Annotated in this window: 4 protein-coding genes and 1 pseudogene; 3 read left to right on the top strand and 2 right to left on the bottom strand. The window is 59.0% G+C overall.

The window, feature by feature from the left end; translation table 11 throughout:
• Positions 1-319: 319 nt before the first annotated feature.
• Entirely contained in the window at positions 320-1,057 is a 738-nt protein-coding gene (locus LOY38_RS10055) for a thioesterase II family protein (protein WP_258699888.1), read from the bottom strand.
• 141 nt (positions 1,058-1,198) lie between these two features.
• On the opposite strand from LOY38_RS10055, the gene LOY38_RS10050 reads away from it, so the two are divergent.
• Entirely contained in the window at positions 1,199-2,332 is a 1,134-nt protein-coding gene (locus tag LOY38_RS10050; protein WP_258699887.1) for a cupin-like domain-containing protein, read from the top strand.
• Positions 2,333-2,491: 159 nt separating this feature from the next.
• Here the strand turns inward: LOY38_RS10050 and LOY38_RS10045 are convergent.
• Positions 2,492-2,866 (bottom strand): annotated as a pseudogene (locus LOY38_RS10045) (DUF6124 family protein).
• A 686-nt stretch (positions 2,867-3,552) separates the two neighbouring features.
• Here LOY38_RS10045 and LOY38_RS10040 point away from each other — a divergent pair.
• Positions 3,553-3,942, top strand: coding sequence for a hypothetical protein (locus LOY38_RS10040; protein ID WP_007933140.1), 390 nt, complete (start codon positions 3,553-3,555; stop codon positions 3,940-3,942).
• Between the two features lie 12 nt (positions 3,943-3,954).
• The gene (locus LOY38_RS10035) at positions 3,955-4,587 is read left to right on the top strand and encodes a BRCT domain-containing protein (RefSeq protein WP_258699886.1); all 633 of its coding nucleotides are present in this window, start codon (positions 3,955-3,957) and stop codon (positions 4,585-4,587) included.
• Positions 4,588-4,602: the final 15 nt, after the last annotated feature.

Below are 4,602 nucleotides of genomic sequence, written 5' to 3'. Positions count from 1 at the left end.
TTCTTAGCATCCGGATCAGTAGGCAGGAAGCACAAAGGCACGTCGTCCCTATAAAACGAATGCAGACCGGAAAAATTAGCGTTTGAGAACAAGTATCAGGAAGGGAGGTCGAAGCGGCTGGAATCGGCGGTGTAGCGAAGGAATGAAGGCCGGACACAGACCTGTGGCGAGGGAGCTTGCTCCCGCTGGGTTGCGAAGCGACCCTAAAACCTGCGACCTCGCTGTATCAGGAATACCGCATTCGCTGGTTTACGACTGCTGCGCAGCCGAGCGGGAGCAAGCTCCCTCGCCACAGAGATCACCAAACTGAAGCATCGTGTTAACCGACAGCCGCCAAGGCATGCCGCCGATGGTGAACCTCCAGCTGATCCTTGATCACCCGCAGCACCTTGGCTTCATGCTCATGAATGAAGAAGTGCCCGCCGGCCAGCATGTCCACCGAAAAGCTGCCATGGGTTTCCTTGCTCCAGCCGATCAACTGCTCGGTGGTGGCCTTGTCGGACTTGCCACCCAGCACGTGCACCGGGCACTTGAGCAATGGCCGCTGCACCGGCTGAAAACGTCCGCACAGCAGAAAGTCCGCGCGCAGAATCGGCAGTGTCAGGCTCATCAGCTCTTCATTGGCCAGCACCTCTTCGCGGGTGCCATTGAGTGTTCGCAGCTGCTCGATCAACTGCGCATCGGTTTTCGGTTCGGCAAAGCCACGGTCGTAGTCGGCCCGCATCGTGGGCGCCGCCGTTCCCGAGGCAAACAGGGCCACCGGTTCCGGGCAGCCCAGCTCACGAAAGGCGTGGGCCATCTCGCATGCCAGCAAGGCCCCCAGGCTATGACCAAACAAGGCGTAGGGCGCCTTGAGCGTCGAACTCAGCTCCCTGGCCAATTGCATCGCCAGTGCGCGCATGTCGGTGTGCAGCGGTTCGCCGAACCGTGCGCCCCGCCCCGGCAGCTCTACCAGCTGCAACTGCAACCACTGCGGCAATTTGCGCCGCCAGCGGCTGTAGACCATGGCACTGGCGCCAGAATACGGCAGGCACAGCAGGGTCAGCTTGGTCACCACGTTTACCTCAAAAAGTCGTCTGTAAGGGAGGACGGCCCGCAAGCGGCGAAAATTAGTCAGCGCCGGTTAAATTTCCGTTGCAGGTGCTCGTCCCTTGTTCAGACTAAAAATAGCTCAGACCGACCAACAAGGGGCATCGCCGTGGACCTGCAGACCATCCTGGGCAAACTGTTTGCCAATGCCGGTGCCGTCGGCATCGAAGGGGTTTTTCAATTCGTGTTCGGCCCGCACCAGGCGTACTGGTCCGAGGTCAAGGCCAGCAGCCGCACCGCAGCCGGCCGTCATGCCAGCCCCGACGTGACCATCGAAGTCGCGGAAAAGGATTTTCTCGGGATCATGGGCGGCATCGCCAACGTCGAGGAGCTGTTCGCCAGCGGCCGCCTGAAAATCGGCGGCAACATGGGCCTGGCGACGATGCTGCCGCAGATCATCGATCACGCCCGCCATGGTGGCGGCGTGGTGGAAAAGGTCGACATGAACAAGCGCTACCCGACCCCGCCGCGTTTCAGCGAAAAGGTCTCTGCGAGCCTGCCGCCCCAACGCGCGGTGGAGCGCCGGCCACGCAGCGAGCTGTCGGTGCTGGAGTTCGAGACGCGCTATCTGCCCCACGGCATTCCGCTGGTGATCAGCGATGCCCTGCAAGACTGGCCCCTGTTCAAGCTCGGCCGCGAAGAGTCACTGGTGCATTTCGCCGAACTGCAAGGCATCACCCGCCACGGCGATTACGTGAAGAAAACCTTCTCTACTGAACGGGATTTCCGCTCCACCTCCATGGCCGAGTTCATCGCCTCCCTGGACACCCCGGCGGTTAAAAGCGCCGATGGCGAACCACCGGCTTACATGGGCAACAACATCCTGCCCGCGCAGTTGATGGAGCAGATCAAGTACCCGCCCTATTTCGATCAAGCGCTGTTCATCCCGCCACGCATCTGGATCGGCCCCAAAGGCACGCTGACACCGCTGCATCGCGACGATACCGACAACCTGTTCGCTCAAGTCTGGGGCCAGAAAACCTTCACCCTCGCCGCGCCCCATCACCGCGAAGCCCTCGGCACCTGGTCGACGGCCCCCCAGGGCGGGCTCGACGGTTGTGATTTCAACCCGGATGCGCCGGATTACCAGCGCTTCCCCGGCGCGCAAGACGTGACGTTTCTGCGGGTGACCCTGGAGGCCGGCGACCTGCTGTTTCTACCCGAAGGCTGGTTCCATCAGGTGGAGTCGGTCTCGACGTCGTTGTCGGTGAATTTCTGGGTGAATTCGGGAAGAGGCTGGTAACCGACATCCCTTGTGGGAGCAAGCCCTGCATTGCCCCGGTTATTTGTGCCCGACACATTACCCCTGTGGGAGCGAGCCTGCTCGCGATGACGATTGGTCATTCAACATTGATGTCGACTGACACACCGCTTTCGCGAGCAGGCTCGCTCCCACAATGGATCAGCTGTGTGGCGCAGGCTTCGGCACGTCGACGTTATCCAGCACTCGATTCACCGCCAGCTCGGCCAGCATGATGACCTGCTGAATCGCCAGGAGCGTATGCCGCTACGGGGCATCGACATACGCGGCAATGTCGCTGGTCATGACGCTGGCTGAGGCCAGTGATTCGCAGACATGAGCGAGCAGGCTTTCGTTGTCCATGTCCGGCGCAACCAGAAACATCTTGCTTGGCTTGCGGCCTTCGGGTTGTTTGGGCGGTGGCTTGAGGTAGTGGTCGAGCGCGCGTTCGGCGGCGTCGTGGAGTTTTTTCGAATCGAGGGATTCGTAGGGGGAAACGTTGTCGGTTTCTGGGGGATTGGGACTGTCTTTTATCATGGTGTAACTCCTGACATTCATGAAGCTCACCGCCGTCGTGACCAAACGATGGGTGGTGGGCGGTACGCAGGTTGGTCAACCGGGAAGTCAGGCACCCGGCGCACTCGAAAGTGCCCCGCGCACAGCCCACCGCGAAGCATACCGACAAGCACAAGAAAAAGCGCCGACATGCTCACGTTGGCGCTTGCACGCCTGACATTGCACGGGTGACCAAACCCGGTCGCTGAATTTGCAGCAACCCCCAAAGCCTATCGGCTCCCTTTCCTAACCTACAACCGCCAAAACTCGTCAGAAATATCCACATTTACGACACTTTTTGTAGGATCAAGGCTCACCCGCGATGAACTTAAACACACTCTGCCTGAGAGAGCTGACCTCCTGTGGCGAGGGAGCTTGCCCCTGTTGGGGCGTGCAGCGGCCCTGAAATCCACAACCACATTCCACCAGAAGCACCGTATTTACTGGCTTAACGACCGCTGCGCGGCCGAACGGGGGCAAGCCCCCTCACCACAGGATCGTGTAGGGCAAACACCTACATTTACTAAACAAACCCACCCAATCAACACGCAGTCACTCATTCCTACATCCGGAAATACCTTGTTGCCAGCGCCTACATCCATCCCTACCATCCACGCTCAACGGGTACAGCGGAGCTGTCCAACAAAACCCGAATTCAAGGAACCAGAATGACTCAGCGCATCCATCGCAGCATCGATACCCCACTCCGATCAGGTCTGAACCGGACTGAACTGTGGGAGGGCCACGACAAAGGCCTGATCAAATGCTGGGAAATCGGCCGCCAACGCGCCGCCCGCTTCCCCGACCTCGCCCACCAATGCCTGACCGGCGAACTCCCGGTGCTGGGCTGGAAAGGTGGCGTCAGCCGCAGCCTGAAGAAACTCGAAAAATACGGATCCCTCAAATACCTCGCCCAATGGCAGGGGTTGCGCGGGGAAGATCTGGATATTGATCTGAGCGCAGAACGGGCGTTGACCTGTTCCAGGACCAAAATGGTGGTGACGTTTACGCCGGATCGGTCGAAGTACTTCAATCAGGTGGCAGACGTGGAAGCTTAAGGAGCAGAACGCTTGGTCGACCTACATCAGGAATTTCAAAACAGCGGTTTCTTCCACGAAGCCCGGATTGATCGACGCTCGGCTGACGCACTGGTGGGAATCGCCGCCGGGCTCGCTGCCGACGGTACGATCAACCAGCAGGAAGCCGAGTTTCTAAAGACCTGGATCGAAACCCATTTGATCCATCTCGGCGACCCGGTGGTGAATATCCTCTACAAACGCCTCGCCGGCATGCTGAGCGACGGCGTACTTGATGCCGAGGAGTCTGGCGAACTACTGGAGATGCTTCACCAGTTCGCAGGCCTGCCGATTGGTTCTGCCCAAACGTTCACTGCGCCGACCAACCTTCCTCTCGACAACCCGGCGCCCTCTTTAAGTTGGGCTGACCGAGTGTTCCTGTTTACCGGGATCATGGCTTACGGTCCGCGCAAGGAGTGCGAATCACTGATTATTGAACGTGGCGGGCTTATCGGCGGATCCGTCAGCAAGAAGATCCACTATTTAGTGGTAGGCAGCATCGGCAATGATCAATGGCTGCATAGCACTTACGGGACCAAGATCAAAAGAGCGGTCGAACTGAGAGAAAGTGGTGTGCCGATAGCAATCATCAGTGAAGAATATTGGCAAAAGGTGCTGTTCGGATAACCCATTACAGCCCTA

The sequence above is a fragment of the Pseudomonas sp. B21-015 genome (assembly GCF_024749285.1).
In the GTDB taxonomy this organism is placed as follows: domain Bacteria; phylum Pseudomonadota; class Gammaproteobacteria; order Pseudomonadales; family Pseudomonadaceae; genus Aquipseudomonas.
Note: the sequence above shows the minus strand (reverse complement) of the source record. Positions and strands in the feature narration are given on the sequence as shown.